At 68.0% G+C, this 20,058-nt stretch carries 19 protein-coding genes; 8 read left to right on the forward strand and 11 right to left on the reverse strand.

The features are described 5' to 3' along the window. Window positions 1-21: 21 nt before the first annotated feature. Window positions 22-840, reverse strand: a complete 819-nt coding sequence (gene lgt / locus CBM2588_RS13930) for a prolipoprotein diacylglyceryl transferase (RefSeq protein WP_115680992.1) — start codon at window positions 838-840, stop codon at window positions 22-24. Window positions 841-1,127: 287 nt separating this feature from the next. On the opposite strand from lgt, the gene ilvD reads away from it, so the two are divergent. Then, window positions 1,128-2,801 carry a dihydroxy-acid dehydratase gene (gene ilvD, locus CBM2588_RS13935; protein WP_115680993.1) on the forward strand — a complete coding sequence of 558 codons (1,674 nt, stop codon included), beginning with the start codon at window positions 1,128-1,130 and terminating at the stop codon, window positions 2,799-2,801. Window positions 2,802-2,928: 127 nt separating this feature from the next. Here the strand turns inward: ilvD and CBM2588_RS13940 are convergent, their stop codons facing one another. Genes CBM2588_RS13940 through CBM2588_RS13950 form a run of 3 tightly spaced genes read right to left on the reverse strand, consistent with a single transcriptional unit; the run spans window position 2,929 to window position 5,469 of the window. Continuing rightward, window positions 2,929-3,453 (reverse strand): hypothetical protein, encoded by a 525-nt coding sequence (locus CBM2588_RS13940; RefSeq protein WP_115680994.1) that lies wholly within the window; start codon window positions 3,451-3,453, stop codon window positions 2,929-2,931. Next, the gene (locus CBM2588_RS13945) at window positions 3,450-3,884 is read right to left on the reverse strand and encodes a DNA polymerase III subunit chi (protein WP_115680995.1); all 435 of its coding nucleotides are present in this window, start codon (window positions 3,882-3,884) and stop codon (window positions 3,450-3,452) included. The genes CBM2588_RS13940 and CBM2588_RS13945 overlap by 4 nt, the downstream gene beginning before the upstream one ends. Window positions 3,885-3,918: 34 nt before the next feature. Beyond that, complete coding sequence (locus CBM2588_RS13950; protein ID WP_115680996.1) at window positions 3,919-5,469, reverse strand: leucyl aminopeptidase; 1,551 nt, start codon at window positions 5,467-5,469, stop codon at window positions 3,919-3,921. Between the two features lie 187 nt (window positions 5,470-5,656). Here CBM2588_RS13950 and lptF point away from each other — a divergent pair, with 187 nt between their 5' ends. From lptF to CBM2588_RS13965, 3 genes are read left to right on the forward strand one after another with little or no spacing between them, the layout of a single operon-like run. Further along, window positions 5,657-6,787 (forward strand): LPS export ABC transporter permease LptF, encoded by a 1,131-nt coding sequence (lptF, locus tag CBM2588_RS13955; RefSeq protein WP_115680997.1) that lies wholly within the window; start codon window positions 5,657-5,659, stop codon window positions 6,785-6,787. Then, the gene (lptG, locus tag CBM2588_RS13960; RefSeq protein WP_115680998.1) at window positions 6,784-7,971 is read left to right on the forward strand and encodes an LPS export ABC transporter permease LptG; all 1,188 of its coding nucleotides are present in this window, start codon (window positions 6,784-6,786) and stop codon (window positions 7,969-7,971) included. The genes lptF and lptG overlap by 4 nt, the downstream gene beginning before the upstream one ends. Window positions 7,972-7,979: 8 nt before the next feature. Beyond that, window positions 7,980-8,378: a sirohydrochlorin chelatase gene (locus tag CBM2588_RS13965; RefSeq protein WP_115680999.1), complete on the forward strand. Its 399-nt coding sequence runs from the start codon at window positions 7,980-7,982 to the stop codon at window positions 8,376-8,378. 102 nt (window positions 8,379-8,480) lie between these two features. On the opposite strand, the gene cobA is transcribed toward CBM2588_RS13965, so the two are convergent. The 7 genes from cobA to CBM2588_RS14000 are packed head-to-tail and all read right to left on the reverse strand — an operon-like array spanning window position 8,481 to window position 15,519. Then, the gene (gene cobA, locus CBM2588_RS13970; RefSeq protein WP_115681000.1) at window positions 8,481-9,281 is read right to left on the reverse strand and encodes a uroporphyrinogen-III C-methyltransferase; all 801 of its coding nucleotides are present in this window, start codon (window positions 9,279-9,281) and stop codon (window positions 8,481-8,483) included. Between the two features lie 36 nt (window positions 9,282-9,317). After that, on the reverse strand, window positions 9,318-10,622 hold the full coding sequence (locus CBM2588_RS13975) for a sulfate adenylyltransferase subunit 1 (protein WP_115681001.1): 1,305 nt from the start codon (window positions 10,620-10,622) through the stop codon (window positions 9,318-9,320). Between the two features lie 25 nt (window positions 10,623-10,647). Then, window positions 10,648-11,613 carry a sulfate adenylyltransferase subunit CysD gene (cysD, locus tag CBM2588_RS13980; protein ID WP_115681002.1) on the reverse strand — a complete coding sequence of 322 codons (966 nt, stop codon included), beginning with the start codon at window positions 11,611-11,613 and terminating at the stop codon, window positions 10,648-10,650. Between the two features lie 12 nt (window positions 11,614-11,625). Beyond that, window positions 11,626-12,438, reverse strand: coding sequence for a phosphoadenylyl-sulfate reductase (locus CBM2588_RS13985; RefSeq protein WP_115681003.1), 813 nt, complete (start codon window positions 12,436-12,438; stop codon window positions 11,626-11,628). After that, window positions 12,435-13,016, reverse strand: coding sequence for a DUF934 domain-containing protein (locus tag CBM2588_RS13990; protein ID WP_115681004.1), 582 nt, complete (start codon window positions 13,014-13,016; stop codon window positions 12,435-12,437). Before CBM2588_RS13990 ends, CBM2588_RS13985 begins: the two co-directional genes overlap by 4 nt. An 18-nt stretch (window positions 13,017-13,034) precedes the next feature. Beyond that, window positions 13,035-14,717: a nitrite/sulfite reductase gene (locus CBM2588_RS13995; RefSeq protein ID WP_115681005.1), complete on the reverse strand. Its 1,683-nt coding sequence runs from the start codon at window positions 14,715-14,717 to the stop codon at window positions 13,035-13,037. 28 nt (window positions 14,718-14,745) lie between these two features. Beyond that, the gene (locus CBM2588_RS14000) at window positions 14,746-15,519 is read right to left on the reverse strand and encodes a sulfite exporter TauE/SafE family protein (RefSeq protein WP_115681006.1); all 774 of its coding nucleotides are present in this window, start codon (window positions 15,517-15,519) and stop codon (window positions 14,746-14,748) included. Between the two features lie 164 nt (window positions 15,520-15,683). Here CBM2588_RS14000 and CBM2588_RS14005 point away from each other — a divergent pair, with 164 nt between their 5' ends. The 4 genes from CBM2588_RS14005 (at window position 15,684) to CBM2588_RS14020 (ending at window position 20,048) form a co-directional block, all read left to right on the forward strand. Then, on the forward strand, window positions 15,684-16,625 hold the full coding sequence (locus tag CBM2588_RS14005) for a CysB family HTH-type transcriptional regulator (protein ID WP_018008018.1): 942 nt from the start codon (window positions 15,684-15,686) through the stop codon (window positions 16,623-16,625). 86 nt (window positions 16,626-16,711) lie between these two features. Then, the gene (locus CBM2588_RS14010; RefSeq protein WP_115681007.1) at window positions 16,712-17,869 is read left to right on the forward strand and encodes a methyltransferase; all 1,158 of its coding nucleotides are present in this window, start codon (window positions 16,712-16,714) and stop codon (window positions 17,867-17,869) included. 89 nt (window positions 17,870-17,958) lie between these two features. Continuing rightward, on the forward strand, window positions 17,959-19,122 hold the full coding sequence (locus CBM2588_RS14015; protein ID WP_115681008.1) for an ABC transporter substrate-binding protein: 1,164 nt from the start codon (window positions 17,959-17,961) through the stop codon (window positions 19,120-19,122). A gap of 44 nt (window positions 19,123-19,166) precedes the next feature. Then, the gene (locus CBM2588_RS14020; protein ID WP_115681009.1) at window positions 19,167-20,048 is read left to right on the forward strand and encodes an NAD(P)-dependent oxidoreductase; all 882 of its coding nucleotides are present in this window, start codon (window positions 19,167-19,169) and stop codon (window positions 20,046-20,048) included. Window positions 20,049-20,058 lie beyond the last annotated feature (10 nt).

Below are 20,058 nucleotides of genomic sequence, written 5' to 3' on the forward strand. Positions count from 1 at the left end.
CGCGCGCTGGGCAGGCGGGGCTCAGGCCGCCGGCTGCGGGGCGCCGGCGCCGGGCTGGCGGCGGTAGGCCCAGATCACCATGGCGATGCCCGCCAGGATCATCGGCAGGCTCAGCCACTGGCCCATCGACAGCTTCAGCGCCAGCAGGCCCAGGAAGGTGTCGGGCTCGCGCGCGAATTCCGCGGCGAAGCGGAACGCGCCATAGCCGATCAGAAACACGCCCGAGACCGCGCCCATCGGCCGCGGCTTGCGCGCGAACAGCCACAGGATGACGAACAGCGCCACGCCCTCGCCGGCAAACTGGTAGAGCTGCGACGGATGGCGCGGGATGTTGTCGCCGGCCTGCGGGAAGATCATGCCCCACGGCAGGTCGGTGGCGCGCCCCCACAGCTCGCCGTTGATGAAGTTGCCGATGCGTCCGGCGGCCAGCCCGCAGGGAATCATCGGCGCGATGAAGTCGGTCACTTCCATCCAGTGGCGCCGGCGCAGCCGGCCGAACAGCCACATCGCCACCACCACGCCAAGGAAGCCGCCATGGAAGGCCATGCCGCCCTCCCACACCTTGAAGATCTCGATCGGATGCGCCAGGTAGTACGTCGGCTTGTAGAACAGCACGTAGCCCAGCCGCCCGCCCAGGATCACGCCCAGCACGCCGAAGAACAGCATGTCGTCCAGGTCGCGCGTGGTCCAGCCCTTGGCGGCGATATGCGGCTGGCGGATGCGCAGGCGCCCGAACCACAGGAACATGACGAAGCCGGCCAGGTACATCAGCCCGTACCAGCGGATCGCAAGCGGGCCCAGGTGGATGGCAACCGGGTCGAACTGGGGATGAATCAGCATGTTGGCGTGAATGGTGGTTGTGGGGCAGCGGCGACGCCGGCCGTGCGGCGCCAGGTATGACGCGCGGGTGCGGCGAAGGTTGCACGGCAATGCCAACGCGTGGCCCGCGCACGCATCGTAGCCCGTAATGATGTCACAAATCCCCGCGGCGCCCCGCTAGGCGGGCGGCGCACTCCGGCGCCCCAACAATCCATTTGACACGCCAAAACGCACGCGTCATTCTTGCCCCATCGCAGCGCCCGCCGCGCGCGCGGCGGCATAGAACAAGGATTCCGGAGACCCCCACCATGGCATTCAACAAGCGCTCCCGGCACATCACGCAAGGCGTGGCGCGCTCCCCCAACCGCTCGATGTACTACGCGCTCGGCTACCAGAAGGAGGACTTCGACAAGCCGATGGTGGGCATCGCCAACGGGCATTCGACCATCACGCCGTGCAATGCCGGCCTGCAGCGCCTGGCCGATGCGGCCATCGACGCGATCCGGGCCGCCGGCGCCAACCCGCAGGTGTTCGGCACGCCCACCATCTCCGACGGCATGTCGATGGGCACCGAGGGCATGAAGTACTCGCTGATTTCGCGCGAGGTCATCGCCGACTGCATCGAGACCGCGGCCCAGGGCCAGTGGATGGACGGCGTGGTGGTGATCGGCGGCTGCGACAAGAACATGCCGGGCGGCATGATCGCGCTGGCGCGCACCAACGTGCCGGGCATCTACGTCTACGGCGGAACCATCAAGCCCGGCCACTGGAAGGGCAAGGACCTGACCATCGTGTCGTCGTTCGAGGCGGTCGGCGAGTTCACCGCCGGGCGCATGAGCGAGGAAGACTTCGAAGGGGTGGAACGGAACGCATGCCCGTCCACCGGCTCGTGCGGCGGCATGTACACCGCCAACACCATGAGCAGCTCGTTCGAGGCGCTGGGCATGTCGCTGCTGTACTCGTCGACCATGGCCAACCCGGACCAGGAAAAGGTCGACAGCGCCGCCGAATCGGCGCGCGTGCTGGTCGAGGCCGTCAAGCGCGACCTCAAGCCGCGCGACATCATCACGCGCGAGTCGATCGAGAACGCGGTGGCGCTGATCATGGCCACCGGCGGCTCCACCAACGCGGTGCTGCACTACCTGGCGATCGCGCATGCCGCCGAGGTGGAATGGACCATCGACGACTTCGAGCGCATCCGCCGCAAGGTGCCGGTACTCTGCAACCTCAAGCCGTCGGGCCAGTACGTGGCAACCGACCTGCACCGCGCCGGCGGCATCCCGCAGGTGATGAAGATCCTGCTCAAGGCCGGACTGCTGCACGGCGACTGCATCACCATCACCGGCCGCACCCTGGCCGAGGAACTCGAACACGTGCCCGACGCCCCGCGCGCCGACCAGGACGTGATCCTGCCGATCGAGCGCGCGCTCTACGCCGAGGGCCACCTGGCCATCCTCAAGGGCAACCTCGCCGAGGAAGGCGCGGTCGCCAAGATCACCGGCCTGAAGAACCCGGTCATCACCGGCCCGGCGCGCGTGTTCGAGGACGAGCAGAGCGCGATGGACGCGATCCTGGCCGACCGCATCAACCCCGGCGACATCCTGGTGCTGCGCTACCTGGGGCCCAAGGGCGGCCCCGGCATGCCGGAAATGCTGGCCCCGACCTCGGCCATCATCGGCAAGGGCCTGGGCGAGTCGGTCGGCTTTATCACCGACGGCCGCTTCTCGGGCGGCACCTGGGGCATGGTGGTCGGCCACGTCGCGCCGGAGGCGTACGTCGGCGGCACCATCGCGCTGGTGCAGGAGGGCGACTCGATCACCATCGACGCGCACCAGTTGCTGCTGCAGCTGAACGTAGCGGAAGAAGAACTGGCCCGGCGCCGCGCCCACTGGAAGGCACCGGCGCCGCGCTATACGCGCGGGGTGCTGGCGAAGTTCGCGCGGCTGGCATCGACGGCGAGCAAGGGGGCGGTGACGGACTGAGAGCGGTCCGGTGGATGGCAAAAAGCCTGCGATCCCTCGCAGGCTTTTTCGTTTGCAGAGCGCTTGCAGTACCGTCGCCCCTGGCAGGCGCTCCCCTCTCCCGCAAGCGGGAGAGGGGAGAAAACCCTCAATCCTCCCCCGGCGCCTTCTCCATTTCCTCCAGCGTCGCGTCCAGCCACTCGACCAGCCGTGCTTCCAGCGACTGCGTCAGCTCGCTGGCCAGCTGCGCCGTCAGCGGCGCGAGCCGCGACTGCAGCGTGGCTTCGGTGTGGGCCGCGACCACCTGCGGCCATTCGGTGCGAAAGCGCATCATCACGCGGCTCAGCAGCTCGGTGCGCACCGCGCGCAAGTCGTCGTCGCCGGTGTCGGTGGCGGCGTCCGTCTGCACGGCGGGCTGGGCCGGCACGATCGCGTCGTCCAGCGCGGCGTCGCCGGTGTCACCCACCTGCATCACCATGCCGGCATCGTCCATGCCGAAGGTGTCGATCACCCCGTCGTCCGCCGCGGCGCCCGCCTGCGCCGGCGCTTCGGTGTCGGCTTCAGTGTCGGCTTCGGTGTCGACATCCGGCAGGTCGACCACCTCGGTCAGCAGCGGGATGCTGTCGTGCGGTTCCGGCCGCGGGATCACCCGCGAGGTGGTGCGTTCGCTCATGCGGCGTCTCCCTTGGGCTGGCCGATGTCGTGGTGCGTCAGCGGATACCCGCGTTCGCGGTAGAAGCGGTAGCGCTGGCGGCCGGCTTCGCGCGCGGCATCGCCGGCGCCGACCACCTCGATCAGCCGCTCGAAGCTAGCGAACTGCGCCGGGGCTTCGTCAGCCAGGTTGATCAGCAGCTGGTGGTGCGGCACGCCCTCGGTGGTGGCAGCCAGCAGGATCGGCGTGACCGCCGCGTTGGGGCTTTCCAGCCCGCAATGCGGCAGGAAGTCCAGCGGGGAGAAGGTCCACAGGCGCGCGTCGAGGTCAGCCAGCTGCGCCGGGGCGCCGTGGATCACCACCTTCTGCCCGGCGCCGTAGGCCTTGCGGACCAGCCGGCAGACATAGCCGAGCACGTCCGGCACGTTGCTATGGAAGTCGATGCGCGTCATGGACGGTTGCCGCTCCTGCTCCGTTGCGCCGCGCTCAGGCCGCGCGGTCCATCAGGAACTGCGTCAGCAGCGGCACCGGACGGCCGGTGGCGCCCTTGGCCGCGCCGCTCTTCCACGCGGTGCCGGCGATGTCCAGGTGGGCCCAGTCGTACTTCTCGGTGAAGCGCGCCAGGAAGCAGGCGGCGGTGACGCTGCCGGCCGGGCGGCCGCCGATATTGCCCATGTCGGCAAAGTTGGACTTGAGCTGGTCCTGGTATTCGTCGTCCAGCGGCATGCGCCAGGCGCTGTCCATGGCGCGGCGGCCAGCCTGCAGCAGCGCGTCGGCGAGCGCGTCGGAGCGCGCGTACAGGCCGCTGTTGACATGGCCGAGCGCGATGATGCAGGCGCCGGTCAGGGTGGCGACGTCGATCACCGCGGCCGGCTTGAAGCGCTCGACATAGGTCAGCGCATCGCACAGGATCAGGCGGCCCTCGGCGTCGGTGTTCAGGATCTCGATGGTCTGGCCCGACATGCTGGTGACCACGTCGCCCGGCTTGGTGGCGATGCCGCTGGGCATGTTCTCGCAGGTGGGCACCACCGCGACCACGTTGAGTTTCAGGCCCATCTCGGCCACGGCCTGGATCGTGCCCAGCACCGAGGCGGCGCCGCACATGTCGTACTTCATCTCGTCCATGCCCTCGCCGGGCTTGAGCGAGATGCCGCCGGTATCGAAGGTGATGCCCTTGCCCACCAGCACCACCGGCGCCTGCTTGGCGCCGGCGCCGTCGTAGCGCAGCACGATGAACTGGGGCGGCTCCTCGCTGCCCTTGGTCACGGCCAGGAACGCGCCCATGTTGAGCGCCTCGATCTGCTTGCGCCCGAGGATCTCGGCCTTGAGCTTGTGGCGCTTGGCGATGGTGCGCGCGGTATTGGCCAGGTAGGTCGGTGTGCAGATATTGGACGGCAGGTTGCCGAGGTCGCGCGTCAGCTCCATGCCGTTGGCGATGGCGGTGCCGCGCACCGCGGCCTGGGTCGCGGCACGGGCGTCGCCGCTGTCGACCGCGATCACGACCTTGCGCAGCGAGGACTTGTCATTGGCGTTGGGCTTGCCGCTGGCCGCATTCTGGGCGTTGGCGCGCTTCAGTCCGGGATGGCGCTCGAGCAGGCGGTAGCCGGCTTCGCGCACCAGCGTGATGGTGGTGATCACGGCCCACGATACGTCGCGCTGCTGCGGCGCCTGTTGCGCCAGGCACCACAGCGCCGAGGTCGCACGCGTGGACGACAAGGCACGCACCGCGGTGCGCACCGCATCGGCGAAGGCCTTGTCGGTAAAGTCGGCTTCCTTGCCCAGGCCCACCAGCAGCACGCGCGCGGCGCCCACGCCGGCCACTTCGTGCAGCATCAGGTGCGTCCCGCGCTTGCCTTCGAAGTCGCCCTGCTTGACCAGCCGTCCCACCAAGCCCTTGGTGGCCACATCGAGGGCCTTGGCTACGCCGCCGAGATTCTGGCCTTCGAACAGGCCGACCACCAGGCAGTCGGTCTTGGTCGCCAGGAAACCATTTTGGCCGGCTTTGCTCCAATCCAGGGCTTTTGTGCTAAATTCCATCGCGCTTCCTTCCAGGGGCTCGTTAGACACGAAAGCCTCCATTATCCGCGATTTTTACCCCGCGACCTGCCGCCGCTGATACGCCCCGGTCACGTTGACAGCACGCTGTGCCGTCAGCCAGCTGTTCTGCCAGGCACCTCGCACGGCACATCGCCCGCTCCGGCCGGCAGCCCGGAACCGAACCCGCATGATCCTTCAACAAGCCCTGCGACGCGAGCTTGCCTACACCGCCGGGGCGGTGTTCCTGGTGATGCTGACTTTCATGCTCACCTCGCTCGTGATCCGCATCCTGGGGATGGCCGCCAACGGCAAGGCCAGCCCCAACGACGTGCTGATGCTGATCGGCCTGGCCACCATCGGCTACCTGTCGATCCTGCTGTCGGCGACGCTGTTCATTTCCACCCTGATCGTGCTGACGCGCTGGTACAAGGATTCGGAAATGGTGGTGTGGTTCTCGGCCGGCATCTCGCTGCGCGACCTGGTCAAGCCGGTGCTGCAGTTCGCCGCGCCCTTCATCGTGCTGGCGCTGCTGCTGGGCCTGTTCGCGTGGCCGTGGGCCAACCAGCAGAGCGCGCTGTTCCGCGACCGCTTCGAGCAGCGCGGGGTGATGTCGATGATCGCCGCCGGCCGCTTCATCGAGCCGGCCAAGGCCAACTACGTGCTGTTCATCGAAGGCATCGACGCCGACATGAAGCATGCGCGCAATGTCTTCGTCGCCAATGCCGAGGCCGACAAGATCGGCGTGGCGCTGGCGCACCAGGGCAAGTTCGAGACCATGCCCAACGGCGACCGGCTGGTGGTGATGGAGAATGGCCGCCGCTACTCAGGCACGCCCGGCCAGATCGACTACCGCATCGTCGAGTTCGAGCGCTATGCGGTCAAGGTGGACAACAAGCCGCCCGAGTCCGAGGCCAAGCTGCCGCCCAAGAGCCGCGACACCATCGAGCTGATCCGCAACCCCACGCGCGAGAACCTGGGCGAGCTGATCTGGCGCATCTCGCTGCCGATCCTGGCCTTCAACTTCGTCATGATCGCGATCCCGCTGGCCTACGTTAACCCGCGCCTGGGCCGCTACACGCCGCTGGTGTTCGCGGTGCTGATCTACCTGACCTACAGCAACCTGATCAACCTGTCGCAGTCCTGGGTGCGCAACGGCTCGATTCCGTTCTGGCTGGCCTGGTGGCCGATCCACCTGGCCGTGTTCCTGGGCGCGCTGGTGCTGTTCCGCTACCGCCAGAACCGCAGCCTGGGAGGCTGGCGCGCCGTGTTCGGGCTGCGCAAGCGCGATGCCGCGACCGCTGCCGGAGGCCGGGCATGAGAATCCTGCGCGTCTACGAACGCTATTTCGGCCGGCTGGTCTATGGCGTGTTCGCCTTCATCCTGTTCGCGGTGCTGTCGCTGTTCGTGTTCTTCGACATGCTCAACGAGCTGGAGAACGTCAACGCCCAGTACACCTCGCTGGTGGCGCTGTTCCACGTCCTGCTGCAGGCACCCACGCGGGTGTACGAGGTGCTGCCGATCGCGGTGCTGATCAGCGCGATCTATGTGTTCTCGCAGCTGGCCAGCCAGTCCGAGTACACCATCTTCCGCGTGGCCGGCCTGAACACCCGCCAGGCGCTGTTCTCGCTGTTCAAGCTGGCGGTGCCGCTGGCGCTCGTGACCTTTCTGTTCGGCGAGTTCATCGGCCCGCGCGCCGAGCAGTATGCGCAGAAGGTCAAGCTGGAGGCGATCGGCGCGACGGTGTCGTCGGGCTTCCGCTCCGGGGTCTGGGTCAAGGACCGCGACAAGGATGCCGCCGGCGAGGGCGAGATCACCCGCTTCGTCAACGTGGCGGGGCTGCGGCCGGACCAGACCATCACCGGCATCACCATGTACGAGTTCGACCCCCAGTACCGGCTGCGCGTGATCCGCGTGGCGCAGGAGGGGCGCTACCAGGGCGGCCAGTCGTGGGAGCTGCAGAACGTCAGCGAGACCCGCTTCGTCGAACTGGCGCCGCAGGCCCAGGGCGCCCAACCCGCGCCTGCCGCGCCCGGCGCGCCGGCACGCGACGCGCTCGCGCCGGACTTCCGCGCCGAGCAGGTCAAGTTCCCGCGCGTGGCCATGCATTCGGAGCTGACCCCGCAGATCCTGTCAGTGCTGCTGGTGACGCCGGAGCGGATGTCGACGCTGGACCTGTTCCGCTATATCCGCCACCTGCGCGACAACAAGCAGGACACCCAGCGCTACGAGATCGCGTTCTGGAAGAAGGTGATCTACCCGCTGACGCTGTTCGTGATGGTGGCGCTGGCCCTGCCCTTCGCCTACCTGCACGCGCGCGCCGGCGCGGTCGGCGTGAAGGTATTCGGCGGCATCATGCTGGGGCTGTCGTTCCACCTGTCGAATACGCTGTTCTCGCACGTGGGCCTGCTGCATACGTGGCCGCCGATCATTTCCGCGCTGGTGCCAGGCACGCTTTACCTGACGTTGGCGCTGCTGGCGCTGCGCTGGGTGGACCGGCACTGAGGACGGCCATGGCAGCCTCCGATCGCGCCCTGGTCCTGTTCGCGCATGGCGCGCGCGATGCGCGCTGGCGCGAGCCGTTCGAGCGGCTGCAGCAGAAGCTGGTGGCCGCCCTGCCCGGCTGCGAGGTGCGGCTGGCATTTCTGGAACTGATGTCGCCGCTGCTGGCGGAAACGCTGGCGGAACTCGCCGCGGACGGCGTCGCCGAGGTTACCGTGGTGCCGGTGTTCTTTGGTCAGGGCGGGCATATCCGGCGCGATTTGCCTGCCTTGCTCGACCAGTGCCGGCAGGCCCATCCCGGCATGCGGCTGCATTGCGCGGCCGCGGTCGGCGAGTCCGATGCGGTGCTGGATGCGATCGCGGCCTACTGCATGGCGTCGCTGCCCGGCGCGGGCCGCGCCCAGCCCTGAGCGGCAGCCCCAGCCCTGAGCGGCAGCTTGCCCCGGCCATGAAAAAAGCCCCGTGCCGGCGTACCGGCACGGGGCTTTGTCGTTCTGGCGTGCGCTTGCGGCTCAGGCAGCGCGCGGCGTACGCACTTCAGTCACGCCCAAATCCTCGCGCGGCGCCTCCGTCGCGCGCGCGGCCAGCGCGGCGCCGATCATCAGCAGGCTGGGCTGCACCGGGTCGATCCATGCCGCCGCTTCCCCGGCCGCCATCTGGCCGAGCGTGAATTCGCGGCTGCGCTGTTGCGGCGTGGTGGCGGCTTCCACCACCCAGGCCGGGGTCGACGCGGGCTTGCCGTGCGCGATCAGTTGCGCGGCAATCGAAGCGGCCTGGTCGCGGCCCATGTAGTAGACCAGGGTGTCGGCCTTGACCGCGGCTTCGATATCGGGCGAGCCCTCGCCATCCGCTGCCTTGGCCTGCGTGGCAAACGCCACGCTGCGCGACACGCCGCGCTTGGTCAGCGGCTTGCCAATGGCCGACGCGGCCGCCAGCGCGGCGGTGATGCCGGGCACCACCTCATACTCGATGCCGGCCGCTTCCAGCGCCTGCAATTCCTCGTCGGCGCGGCCGAACAGCATCGGGTCGCCGCCCTTGAGGCGCACCACGCGTTCGTATTTGCTGGCGAGGTCGACGATCTGCCGGTTGATGAACAGCTGCGCGGTGGAGCGCTGGCCGCAGCGCTTGCCGACTTCGACCAGCTCAGCCTGCGGACACCAGGCCAGCATCTCCGGCGACACCAGCGCATCGTGCAGCACCACCTGGGCTTCGCCCAAAAGCCGTGCACCACGCACCGTAATGAGGTCTGCCGCACCGGGGCCTGCCCCGATGAGGAACACCTTGCCGTAGGTCTTCTGCGCCTGCTTGTCCATCTGTTGCCCCTTGTCCGCTCGTTCCTGTGTTACCGATCAGGAAAACGCACGGATCATGCCTGCGGCCACCGTGTGGTTGGTGGCCTCGTCGATCAGCACGAAGGCGCCGGTGGCCGGATTATCGCCGTAGGCATCGCACACGATCGGCTTCTGCAGCGAGATCTGCACCGAACCGATGTCGTTCAGGCGGATCTCGTGGCGGCCGGTCTCGTGCGACAGCGTGTGCACGTCCAGCACGCGGTCCACCGCCGACACGCGCGCGAACACGCTGGCCGTGGTGTGCTTGAGCACGTACTTGCGCGACGGGTTCAGCGACTCGTCGTCGAACCAGCACAGGTCGGCCTGCAGCTTCCTGGCGGAAGCCGCGGTCGCATCGGCGGCAACGAACATGTCACCGCGTGATACATCGACGTCCTCGGCCAGGCGCACGGTGACGGTGTCGCCGACGTTGGCCGATTCCGCGGCGCCGTTCGGGGTCAGCACTTCGGCCACCACCGCTTCGCGGTTGGCGGGCAGCACGCGCAGCTTCTGGCCGACGCGCACGGTGCCGGCTTCGACGCGGCCGGCATAGCCGCGGAAATCGTCCGACTGCGAACCGTCCTGGCGGATCACCAGCTGCACCGGGAAGCGCAGCGCGGCATCGTCCTCGGGCGCGGCTTCTTCCACCGGCAGCTGTTCCAGCAGCGGCAGCAGCGGCTCGCCCTGGTACCACGGCATGGCATCGCTCTCATGCACGATGTTGTCGCCGCGCAGCGCGGACACCGGCACGTAGCGCACGTCCTTCAGGCCCAGCTGCTCGGCCAGTTCGGCGTAGGCGGCGCGGATCTCGTCGAAGGTCTGCTCGCTGAAGTCGACCAGGTCCATCTTGTTGACGGCGACGATCACGTGCTGGATCTCCAGCAGCTTCAGGATGGCCGAGTGGCGCTTGGTCTGTGCCAGCAGTTCGGCACGGCCGTCCTTGACGGTCACGCGGGTGGCATCGACCAGCACGATGGCCGCGTGCGCGGTCGACGCACCGGTGACCATGTTGCGGGTGTACTGCTCGTGGCCCGGCGTATCCGCGATGATGAACTTGCGGCGCGCGGTCGAGAAGTAACGGTAGGCCACGTCGATGGTGATGCCCTGCTCGCGTTCGGCTTCGAGGCCGTCGGTCAGCAGCGAGAAGTCGATCTGCTCGCCGGCGGTGCGCTTGTTCTTGGCATTGGCCAGCGCGGTCAGCTGGTCGGACAGCACGGCCTTGCTGTCGTACAGCAGGCGGCCGATCAGCGTGCTCTTGCCGTCGTCGACCGAGCCGGCGGTGATGAAGCGCAGCAGGCCTTGGTGGGTTGCTTGGTGAGTCATGTCTGGATCCTTTGCTGCGTGCGGCTTAGAAGTAGCCTTCCTTCTTGCGGCGCTCCATCGAGGCTTCGCTGGTCTGGTCGTCCATGCGGGTGGCGCCGCGCTCGGTGATCTCGGTCACCGCGGTTTCGGCGATGATCGCTTGCGGCGAATCGGCAACGCTGGCCACCGGGCAGGTGCAGCTGATGTCGCCGACGGTGCGGAAGCGGACCGACAGCACTTCGCTGACGTCGCCGTCCTGCTTGGGCGTGATCGGCGTGACCGGCACCAGCAGGCCGTTCTTGCGCACCACTTCGCGCTGGTGGGCGTAGTAGATCGGCGGCAGCGCCAGGTTTTCGCGGGCGATGTACTGCCATACGTCCAGCTCGGTCCAGTTCGAGATCGGGAACACGCGCATCTGCTCGCCCTGCGCCATGCGGGCGTTGTACAGGCTCCACAGCTCGGGGCGCTGGGCCTTGGGGTCCCACTGGCCGAACTCGTCGCGGAACGAGAAGATGCGCTCCTTGGCGCGGGCCTTCTCTTCGTCGCGGCGGGCGCCGCCCATCAGCGCGTCGAACTTGTGCGCCTCGATGGTTTCCAGCAGCGTCACGGCCTGCGCGGCGTTGCGCGAATCGGTTTCCTTGCGCAGGCGCACGGTGCCGCGCTGGATCGAGTCTTCCACATGGCCCACCACCAGGCGCGCGCCCAGTTCGGCCACGCGCTGGTCGCGGAACGCGATCACTTCCGGGTAGTTGTGGCCGGTGTCGATATGCACCAGCGGGAACGGCAGCTCGATCTTGCGGTCACCCAGGCGGAAGGCCTTCAGCGCCAGGTGCAGCATCACGATCGAATCCTTGCCGCCGGAGAACAGCAGCGCCGGGTTGCGGCACTCGGCCACCACCTCGCGGATGATGTAGATCGACTCGGCTTCGAGGCGGTCGAGGTGATCGTTCTGTACCTGCAACAGGTGCGCCACGCTGCTGGTGGCTTCTGCGATGTCGTTCATGATGCCCATTTTCTTACGGCCTCAATGCTTGATGTTCTGTTCGTGGAGCCCGCACTCTTTCGAGTCCTTGCTCTCCCACCACCAACGTCCCGCACGGACATCCTCGCCCGCGCGCACGGCACGCGTACACGGCTCGCAGCCGATGCTCGGGTAGCCCTTGGCGTGCAGGTCGTTGATGGGCACGTTGTGGCGCTTCAGGTAGGCCCATACTTCGGCCTCGCTCCAGTCCGCCAGCGGGTTGAATTTGGGGATGCCGCGGGCTTCGTCCATTTCCTCGAACGGCAGCTCGGCGCGCGTCACGGCCTGCTCGCGGCGCTGGCCGGTCAGCCAGGCGTCGGCGTGCGACAGCGCGCGGTTGAGCGGCTCGACCTTGCGGATGCCGCAGCATTCCTTGCGCAGGTCGATGCTGTCGTAGAAGGCGTTCAGGCCGTGCTTCTTCAGGTAGTTCTCGACCGCCTCGGCGTCCGGCGTGTACTGCTCGATGCTGTAGCCGTAGTGCGACTGCACCTTGTCGAGCACCGCCAGGGTCTCGGCGTGCAGGCGCCCGGTCTGCAGCGTGAAGACGCGGATGCCGGCGCGCACGGCGGGGGTACCGCGCAGGATGGCATCGGTCAGCACCATGTCTTCGGCCGCCAGGCTGGAGGCAAAGCGCGCGCGGTAGAAACGCGCGGCAATGCCGGCCAGGCGCTCGCCCAGCTCGCGTTCCTTCTGTGCCAGCGCTTCGATGCTGCCGGTGTACTCCGGCGCCACCCACAGCGCGGGCGGCCGCAGCCCCGACACCGCGCCGGCGCCGGTCTCCGCCACCACCGCGATATCGCTCAGCACCGTGCTCATGCCGTTTCCTTCGGCTGCGCACCGACTTCGGCGCGCGCGCGGCGGAACAGCGGCAGCGGCTCGTCGACCGACGCCTGGTAGGTCACGGTGAACTCGGTGAAGCCCTTGATGGCGTCCTCGATGTTCTTGTCGGCACGGACCGCGAAGGCATCGAAGCCGCAGCGCTTCATGAAGTTGAGCTGGTCGCGCAGCACGTCGCCGATGGCGCGCAGCTGCCCTTCCCACTTGTAGCGGGTGCGCAGCAGGTAAGCCGTGGAAAAGCCGCGGCCATCGCGGAACACCGGGAAGTCCACCGCGACCAGCGCCACGCGCTCGAAGTACGCGGCGGCATCGCCCGGTTCGTCTTCCGGCGCCAGCCACACGCCGGTGCGGGCCGCGTCGCGGCCGGCCAGCAGCGCTTCATTGGCCTTCCAGACCGACAGCGGGAACAGCACGGCGTCCTGGCCTTGCGCGGCGGCAGCGATGCGCTCCTCGGTCAGCGGCTGTTCTTCGGTGGCGCGCAGCACGGTCCAGTTGTCTTCGACGATCACCGGGGTGACGTTCGCCCCGTCACGTTGCAGTTGAATGATCTTTGCCATGTTCAGTCTCTCCGGTCCTCAGGCTTCGGCGCGCTCGCGCGGCTGCTTGTCGGCATAGACGCGCTCCTTGAACGGGGCGATGCCGATGCGGGACAGGGTTTCGATAAAGCGCTCGTCTTCGATGCGGTTGGCCACGAAGGTGTCGATGATGCGGCTCACCACGTCGGGCATTTCCTCGGCGCTGAACGACGGGCCGATCACCTTGCCCAGCGCCGTCTGGTTGCCCTGCGCGCCGCCCAGCGTGACCTGGTACCACTCGGAACCATCCTTGTCGACGCCCAGCACGCCGATATTGCCGACGTGGTGGTGGCCGCAGGCGTTGATGCAGCCCGAGATGTTCAGCGAGATCTCGCCCAGGTCATAGACATAGTCCAGGTCGTCGAAACGCTCCTGGATCGCCTGCGCGATGGGGATCGACTTGGCATTGGCCAGCGAGCAGAAATCGCCGCCCGGGCAGGCGATGATGTCGGTCAGCAGGCCGATGTTCGGCGTGGCCAGGCCGGCCTTCTTCGCCAGCTGCCACAGCGCGTACAGGTCCTGCTTCTTCACGTCCGGCAGCACCAGGTTCTGCTCGTGCGCGACGCGCAGCTCGCCGAAGCCGAACTGGTCGGCCAGGTCCGCCGCGGTTTCCATCTGCGCGTCGGTAGCGTCGCCCGGGGGCGAGGCCAGGCCCGGCTTGGTCGACAGCGTCACCGCGGCGTAACCCGGCACCTTGTGGCCGTGCACGCTGCGGCTGACCCAACGCGCGAACGCCTTGTCTTCCAGCAGGTGGTTTTCGTACGAAGCGTCGGTGTCGGCCAGCTTTTCATACGCGGGCGGCGTGAAGTACTGCGCCACGCGGTCGAACTCGACCTGCGTCAGCGTGGCCGGACCGTCCTTGCTGTGCTGCCATTCTTCCTCGACTTCCTGGGCGAACTTGTCGGCGCCGATCGCCTTCACCAGGATCTTGATGCGGGCCTTGTACTTGTTGTCGCGGCGTCCGTAGCGGTTGTACACGCGAATGGCCGACTCGATGTAGGTCAGCATGTGCTGCCACGGCAGGTCGTCCTTGATGATCGTGCCCAGGATCGGGGTACGGCCCAGGCCGCCGCCGGCGAGGATGCGCAGGCGCGTTTCGCCGTCGGCATTCTTGTAGGCGTAGACGCCGATGTCGTGCATCTGCACCACGGCGCGATCGTCCTTCGACGCCGAGATCGCGATCTTGAACTTGCGCGGCAGGAAGGCGAATTCCGGCTGGAACGTGCTCCACTGGCGCAGCAGCTCGGCCAGCACGCGCGGATCCACCGACTCGTCCGGCGCCACGCCGGCGAAGTGGTCGGTGGTGATGTTGCGCACGCAGTTGCCCGAGGTCTGGATCGCGTGCATCTCGACGCTGGCCAGCTCGGCCAGCACGTCGGGCACGCGCTCCAGCTCCATCCAGTTGTACTGGATGTTCTGGCGGGTCGAGAAGTGGCCGTAGCCGCGGTCGTATTCGCGCGCGATATGGGCCAGCTTGCGCATCTGCTTCGACGACAGCAGGCCGTACGGGATCGCCACGCGCAGCATGTAGGCGTGGCGCTGCATGTACAGGCCGTTCTGCAGCCGCAGCGGCAGGAATTCTTCCTCGGTCAGCTCGCCCGACAGGCGGCGGCGCACCTGGTCACGGAACTGGGCGACGCGCTCGGCGACGATGCGCTGGTCATATTGGTCGTACTGATACATGGCGGGGTCCGTTCAGTATTCGTTGAATTCAGGAAACGAGCTTGATGGCGACCAGCGTCAGCGTGGTCGCCAGGGCGGCACGCACCAGCCGCTCGGGCAGCGCCCGCGACAGTTGCGCGCCCAGCCAGATGCCGGGGATCGAACCCACCAGCAGCGCCAGCAGCAAATTCCAGTCGACCGTGCCAAGCCATACGTGGCCCAGCCCGGCCAGCGCCGTCAGCGGGACGGCGTAGGCAATGTCGGTGCCGGCCACTTCGGCCGGCTTCATGTGGGGATACAGCAGCAGGATCAGCGTGGCGCCGACGGCGCCGGCGCCGATCGACGAGACTGTGACCAGCACGCCGATCACCACGCCGACGATGACGGTGGCAACCACCTGCCTGCGGCCATGCAGCTGGAAGCGCGGGTTGCGTTCCAGCCAGGCCAGCATCTGGCGGCGGAACAGCAGCGACAGCACCGTCAGCAGCACCGACACGCCGATGGTCACGCGGATCGCATGCAGCCACCGGCCGTCGAGTTCGCCGGCGCTCTTCAGCACCAGGATGGCGGCCACCGCCGCCGGCAGGCTGCCGATGCACAGGCGCCGCACCACCTGCCACTGCACGTGGCCGTGGGCGCGATGCGCGATGGTGCCGAAACCCTTGGTGATGGACGCGAAGGCCAGGTCGGTGCCGACCGCGGTGGCGGGCGAGAAGCCGAACAGCAGCGTCAGCAGCGGCGTCATCAGCGAGCCCCCTCCCACGCCGGTCAGTCCGACGAGGACGCCTACGAACAGACCGGAAAAGGTATAGGCCAGGGACATGGGGGACTCGGTGTGGCGTGGCCCGCGGATCTCGCCGTGGAACTGTCCGCGGCGAGAAGGCGCACCGAGGGCAGGCCGTTCATTAACAAAGTTCGAGAATCGTAATAAACTGGCCTCATACCTCAAACTAATAAGAAGTTGTTTGTTTATACGAACGCAGATATATGAACTTGCACCAGTTTCGCTTCGTGCGGGAAGCCGTCCGGCAGAACTACAACCTGACCGAGGCAGCTAAAGCGCTATATACGTCACAACCCGGCGTATCCAAGGCCATCATCGAGCTGGAAGAAGAACTCGGCGTCGACATCTTCACGCGCCACGGCAAGCGCATCCGCAGCCTGACCGAGCCCGGGCGCCGCATCCTCAGCTCGGTCGAGAAGATCCTGCAGGAGGTGGAAAGCCTGAAGCGCGTTGGCATGGACTATGCGGCACAGGACCAGGGCAACTTCACCATTGCCACCACGCACACCCAGGCGCGCTATGCGCTGCCGCGCGTGATCAGCGAGTTCACCAAGCGCTACCCCAAGGTGCGGCTGTCGATCCAGCAGGGCAACCCGGCCCAGATCGCCGACATGCTGCTGCATGACCAGGCCGACATCGGCATCGCCACTGAAGGCATCTCCAGCGACAAGAACCTGGTGTCGCTGCCGGGCTATCAGTGGACCCATATGGTGATTACGCCGCCCGAGCACCCTCTGCTGGAAAAGAAGCACCTGGCGCTGGAAGACCTGATGGGATACCCGCTGATCACCTACGATGCCAACTTCGCCGGGCGCACCAAGATCGACAAGGCCTTCGCGCTGCGCCACCTGGCGCCGGACATCGTGCTCGAGGCCATTGACGCGGACGTGATCAAGACCTATGTGGAGATCGGGCTGGGCGTGGGCATCGTCGCCGGCGTCGCCTATGATGCCGAGCGCGACCGCAACCTGCGCGGCATTGCCGCCGGGCACTTGTTCGGCAGCAACGTGACCCACCTGGCCGTCAAGCAGGGGGCCTACCTGCGCAGCTTTGTCTACACCTTCATCGAACTGTTCTCGCCGACGCTCAACCGCAAGCTGGTCGAGCAGGCCATGTCCGGCGAACACGAAGCCTACGAACTCTGAGGCGGCCACCGCTGCCGCCCCACTCTAATAAGAAGTCAATCCACGATGCCTGCCCTGCACATCCCAACCTGCCGTCCGGAGGTCCTGTGAGCGACCTGCCCCGCATCCACTGGACCGAAAACGGCGTCGAGCACAGCGCCGCCTGGCGCTCCGAGGCCGGCCTGCCGCCGCCGCGGCGCGTGGTCGTCGCCGACGACACCACCAGCGCCGATACCGCCTACCGCCTTGCCTGCGAAGGCACCGCACTGCTGTGGCGGGGCGATTTCCAGAACGCGCGCCAGTTGTTGAACGCGCTGGCGCGCCGCACCGAGCGCAAGCCCAAGAAGGCCAGCCGCCCCGGCCACAAGGCCCGGGACAAGAGCCAGGCCGCGTCGCCCACCGAGGCCTTCCACCTGCACCGGCTGGCGCAGTCGCAGCGCGCGCGCACGCTGGGCATGCTGCTGCTGCCGTTCGAGGCCGGCCACCAGATCCCGCTGCGCCGCGCGCCCGATGTGCAGGAAGCGTGCGAACAGGTCTACGGCCCGGCGGGCGAGCCCTACGTGGCCTCGCTGCGCGAGCTGCTGGGCATGATCGGCGCGTTCGAGTGGCGCAGGAAGGGCGTGGAGATCCCGGCGCTGGAAGACCGCATCCACCCGTGGTACGGCGTGTTTTCGCCGGTGCGCGGCGAGTACATCGACCTGGTCGCGGCCGAGCCGCTGCCTGCCACGACGCTGGCCTTCGATATCGGCACCGGCACCGGCGTGCTGGCCGCGGTGCTGGCCCGCCGCGGCGTGCAGCGCGTGGTGGCCACCGACCAGGACGCGCGCGCGCTGGCCTGCGCGCGCGAGAACATCGCCAGGCTCGGCTACACCGGGCAGGTCGAGGTGATCGAGGCCGACCTGTTTCCCGCCGGCCGCGCGCCGCTGGTGGTATGCAACCCGCCGTGGGTGCCGGCACGGCCCAGTTCGCCGGTCGAGCGCGCCGTCTATGACCCCGACAGCGCCATGCTGCGCGGCTTCCTGCAAGGGCTGGCCGAGCACCTGGAACCGGGCGGCGAGGGCTGGCTGCTGCTGTCCGACCTGGCCGAGCACCTGGGCCTGCGCCAACGCGACGAACTGACGGGCTGGATCGAGGCGGCCGGGCTGAAGGTGCTGGGCCGTTCCGACATCCGCCCGCGCCACCCGCGCGCGGCCGATGCGGCCGACCCGCTGCACGCGGCGCGCTCGGCAGAAGTGACCTCGCTCTGGCGCCTGGGCGTGCGCTAAGGCTGCTAAAGCCGCTGCCGCCGGGCCACGGTGCCCCGCCGGCCGAGTTCGGCTATCCTTTCCCGTCACATATAAGAACGGAGGAGACCATGCTGAAGCTGCCCCTGCGCCCCCTGCTGCTTGCCGGCGCGCTGTTCGTCGCCGGCGCCGCGCATGCCGACATCCGCGTCGGCATCGATGTGTCCACCACCGGGCCGGCCGCCTCGATCGGCATCCCGTCCAAGAACACCGTGCTGATGTGGCCGCAGACGCTGGGCGGCCAGAAGGCGCACTACATCATCCTGGACGACGGCACCGACCCGGCCGCCGCAGTGCGCAACGTGCGCAAGCTGATCTCCGAGGAAAAGGTCGACGTGATCGTCGGCCCCAACATCACGCCCACCGCGATCGCCGCGCTCGACGCCGTGGCCGAGGGCGAGACCCCGATGGTGGCGCTGGCCGCCTCGGCCGCCATCGTCGAGCCGCAGACCGACGCCAAGCGCCGATGGGCCTTCAAGATGCCGCAGAACGACTCGCACATGGCCACCGTGCTGACCGAGTACATGAGCAACCGCGGCGTGCGCACGGTCGGCTTTATCGGCTTTGCCGACGCCTATGGCGAAAGCTGGTGGCGGGAGTTCTCGAAGCTGGCCGAGCTGCGCAAGATCCGGGTGGTGGCCAACGAGCGCTTCTCGCGCAACGACACCTCGGTCACCGGGCAGGTGCTCAAGCTGATGGCGGCCAACCCGGACGCGATCCTGATCGCCGGCGCCGGCACGCCGTCGGTGCTGCCGCAGAAGACGCTGGGCGAGCGCGGCTACAAGGGCAAGGTCTACCAGACCCATGGCATCGCCACCTGGGACTTCCTGCGCATGGGCGGCAAGGACGTCGAAGGCACGCTGTTCCCGACCGGGCCGGTGGTGGTCGCGCGCCAGCTGCCCGAGAGCCATCCGGTGCGCAAGGTGGCGCTGGACTTCGTCAATCGCTACGAAGCAAAGTACGGCGCCGACAGCGTGACGCAGTTCGCCGGAGATGCCTGGGGCGCATGGATGCTGCTCGACGACGCCGCCCGCCGCGCGCTGAAGACCGGCGCCCAGCCCGGCACGCGCGAGTTCCGCGCGGCCATGCGCGACGCGCTGGAGACCACCACCAATCTCACCATCCCCAACGGCGTGATGAACCTGAACCCGAAGGACCACCAGGGCTTCGACCAGCGTTCGCGCGTGATGGGGGTGATCCGCAACGGCAAGTTCGCCTATGCGGGCGACAAGTAGCCCGCCGCATCAATGCAACAACGCATCAGGAAAGGAAGCATGGCATGAGCACCACTCCCACCCCCGTCACCGTCGCCTTTATCGGCGTGGGCGCCATGGGCTCGCACATGGTGCGCCACCTGCTGGCCGCCGGCCACACCGTGCGCGCCTTCGTGCGCCGCCCGGAAGCCGCCGAGGCCGCGCGCGCGCTGGGGGCAGAACCGTTCTTCACGCCCGCCGAGGCGGCGCGCGGCGCCAGCGTGGTCTTCACCAACGTGACCTCGTCCGAAGACGTGCGCGAGGTGCTGCTGGGCGCGCAGGGCGTGATCCACGGGGCCGCGCCCGGCACCATCTGCGTCGACCACAGCACCATCTCGCCCATCGTCACGCGCGAAATCGCCGCGGCGCTGGCCGCGCGCGGCATCGAGGCGCTGGACTGCCCGGTCTCGGGCGGCACCATGGGCGCCGAGGCCGGCACGCTGACCATCATGGTCGGCGGCAAGGCCGAGATGCTGGAACGCGTGCGCCCGCTGCTCGAGCTGCTCGGCAAGACCATCACCCATATCGGCGACCACGGCGCGGGCCAGGTCGCCAAGCTGTGCAACCAGATTGCCCAGGTGGTCAATATCGAAGGCATTGCCGAAGCGATGCGCTTTGCCGCCGCGCAGCAGGTCGATACCGGCCGCGTGTTCGAAGCCATGGCGACCGGCATGGCCGGCAGCCGCATGCTCGACCTGATGGGTCCCAAGATGGTGGCGCGCAACTTTGCCGCGGGCATCGAGGCGCGGCTGCACGACAAGGACTTCGGTCTGGCGCGCGACATCGCCGAGGAAATCGGCCTGGAACTGCCGGCGATGCAGGCCACCTCGGCGCAACTGCGCGCCCTGATGGCCAGGGGCTGGGGCAAGGACGATACCTCGTCGCTGCTGCGCGTGCTGGAGGACTGAGGCGCTGGCG

The organism is Cupriavidus taiwanensis (assembly GCF_900250075.1).
Taxonomy (GTDB): Bacteria; Pseudomonadota; Gammaproteobacteria; order Burkholderiales; family Burkholderiaceae; genus Cupriavidus; species Cupriavidus taiwanensis_C.

What these genes read in the sequence shown, in the direction of transcription:
- CBM2588_RS13985 (WP_115681003.1), bottom strand. Translation starts at nt 12,438, where the DNA reads ATGAGCACGGTGCTGAGCGATATCGCGGTGGTGGCGGAGACCGGCGCC.
- CBM2588_RS14005 (WP_018008018.1), top strand. Translation starts at nt 15,684, where the DNA reads ATGAACTTGCACCAGTTTCGCTTCGTGCGGGAAGCCGTCCGGCAGAAC.
- CBM2588_RS13945 (WP_115680995.1), bottom strand. Translation starts at nt 3,884, where the DNA reads ATGACGCGCATCGACTTCCATAGCAACGTGCCGGACGTGCTCGGCTAT.
- lgt (WP_115680992.1), bottom strand. Translation starts at nt 840, where the DNA reads ATGCTGATTCATCCCCAGTTCGACCCGGTTGCCATCCACCTGGGCCCG.
- CBM2588_RS14020 (WP_115681009.1), top strand. Translation starts at nt 19,167, where the DNA reads ATGAGCACCACTCCCACCCCCGTCACCGTCGCCTTTATCGGCGTGGGC.
- ilvD (WP_115680993.1), top strand. Translation starts at nt 1,128, where the DNA reads ATGGCATTCAACAAGCGCTCCCGGCACATCACGCAAGGCGTGGCGCGC.
- cysD (WP_115681002.1), bottom strand. Translation starts at nt 11,613, where the DNA reads ATGGGCATCATGAACGACATCGCAGAAGCCACCAGCAGCGTGGCGCAC.
- CBM2588_RS14000 (WP_115681006.1), bottom strand. Translation starts at nt 15,519, where the DNA reads ATGTCCCTGGCCTATACCTTTTCCGGTCTGTTCGTAGGCGTCCTCGTC.
- CBM2588_RS13950 (WP_115680996.1), bottom strand. Translation starts at nt 5,469, where the DNA reads ATGGAATTTAGCACAAAAGCCCTGGATTGGAGCAAAGCCGGCCAAAAT.
- CBM2588_RS13940 (WP_115680994.1), bottom strand. Translation starts at nt 3,453, where the DNA reads ATGAGCGAACGCACCACCTCGCGGGTGATCCCGCGGCCGGAACCGCAC.
- lptG (WP_115680998.1), top strand. Translation starts at nt 6,784, where the DNA reads ATGAGAATCCTGCGCGTCTACGAACGCTATTTCGGCCGGCTGGTCTAT.
- CBM2588_RS13990 (WP_115681004.1), bottom strand. Translation starts at nt 13,016, where the DNA reads ATGGCAAAGATCATTCAACTGCAACGTGACGGGGCGAACGTCACCCCG.
- CBM2588_RS13975 (WP_115681001.1), bottom strand. Translation starts at nt 10,622, where the DNA reads ATGACTCACCAAGCAACCCACCAAGGCCTGCTGCGCTTCATCACCGCC.
- CBM2588_RS14015 (WP_115681008.1), top strand. Translation starts at nt 17,959, where the DNA reads ATGCTGAAGCTGCCCCTGCGCCCCCTGCTGCTTGCCGGCGCGCTGTTC.
- CBM2588_RS13965 (WP_115680999.1), top strand. Translation starts at nt 7,980, where the DNA reads ATGGCAGCCTCCGATCGCGCCCTGGTCCTGTTCGCGCATGGCGCGCGC.
- lptF (WP_115680997.1), top strand. Translation starts at nt 5,657, where the DNA reads ATGATCCTTCAACAAGCCCTGCGACGCGAGCTTGCCTACACCGCCGGG.
- CBM2588_RS13995 (WP_115681005.1), bottom strand. Translation starts at nt 14,717, where the DNA reads ATGTATCAGTACGACCAATATGACCAGCGCATCGTCGCCGAGCGCGTC.
- cobA (WP_115681000.1), bottom strand. Translation starts at nt 9,281, where the DNA reads ATGGACAAGCAGGCGCAGAAGACCTACGGCAAGGTGTTCCTCATCGGG.